The organism is Bartonella sp. MR110HLJHH (genome assembly GCF_042194225.1).
Classification (GTDB): domain Bacteria; phylum Pseudomonadota; class Alphaproteobacteria; order Rhizobiales; family Rhizobiaceae; genus Bartonella; species Bartonella grahamii.
The window spans coordinates 1-1,265 of sequence record NZ_JBHIMQ010000065.1 but is presented as its reverse complement, the minus strand read 5'-3'; the positions used below and the strand labels follow the sequence as shown (position 1 = coordinate 1,265).

Here is a 1,265-nt window from a genome sequence, read left to right as displayed (position 1 = left end):
TCAAGTATCTATGGTCATGCCAAGGTTTCTGGCTCGGCTCGTGTTGGTTGCTTTGTAAGGATTTATGATCATGCCAAAGTCTATGGCAAATCAAATATTGATCATCATGTGCAAATTTATGGCAATGCTGTTGTCAATAGCCGTGCAAAAATTCGTAATGATATCTGTGATGATAATCAGTCACTAAAAGACGCTGCTTAAATAACGCGTGGGCGCGGTGGGGGCGCCCTCCTTTAAACATCTCATTTAAAAATTTAAATCTCTTTATAAAGGAATTGTGCTCATGCAAAAGAAGTTTGCACTCACAAATGAAACGCGTGTATTTGGTAAACATGTTCTCTACCGTATTAAAGCATTAAAAGACTTTTCTGATGTTAGAGCTGGTACCTTAGGCGGCTTTATTGAAAAGGAAGATAACCTCTCTCATGATGGCAATTGCTAGGTCTATGATGATGCTCTTGTGTTTAAAAATGGTCACGTTTATGAACATGCAAGGGTTTTTGGCAAGGCTGTCACTTGTGGTCATATCTATGGTCATGCGCGGGTTTATGACAATGCTATCGTTGCTGGTTATGTCTATGATAATGCCCATGTTTATGGCAATGCTGTTATTTCTGATAATTCCCATGTCTATGGTAATGCGCGTGTTTATGGCAAGGCTATTATTTATGATAATGCCTATGTTTATGACAATGCTAGGGTTTATGAAAACGCTCGTATAGCAAATAACGTGCATGTTTATGAAAATGCCAATATTCATGGAATTGCTGTTATTCGTGAAAATGTCGGCGGGTCTACTAAAATAAAAACCTATACTGAACGTCTCTCTCCTTATGGTGAATTAGAGATTGTCTGGGTCTAATCAATAAAGCAGTGTAAATGAAAGTACAGGCGTGGCGGGGGCGCCCCTCTTTCAAATTTTCCCATTCCAAATTTTAGCAAATGTTTATCACATTAGATTGTGAGGGTATCCCTATGTGCAAAAAATACGAATTAACCAGTGAAATCAAAAAAATCAAACATGCTCTTACTCGAAATATTATAAACCTTTATCGCATTAAAGCTTTAAAAGATTTTGATGATATAAAGGCAGGGTCTTTAGGCGGCTTTATTCAAAAGGAAGTTAACCTATCCCATGATGGCAATTGCTGGGTCTATGATGAGGCTTGTGTCTATGGTCATGCAAGAGTGTATGAAAATGCAAAAATACGCCATTTTTCTCAAGTCTGTGGTCAAGTTTATGGCAATGCTGAAGTCTATGGAAA

Annotated in this window: 3 pseudogenes; all 3 read left to right on the top strand. The window is 38.0% G+C overall.

The features are described 5' to 3' along the window. Positions 1-201, top strand: a pseudogene (locus tag ACFIKB_RS09325) (hypothetical protein); the annotation flags it as partial. A gap of 82 nt (positions 202-283) precedes the next feature. Next, positions 284-862 (top strand): annotated as a pseudogene (locus ACFIKB_RS09320) (hypothetical protein). A 113-nt stretch (positions 863-975) separates the two neighbouring features. Further along, positions 976-1,265 (top strand): annotated as a pseudogene (locus ACFIKB_RS09315) (hypothetical protein); the annotation flags it as partial.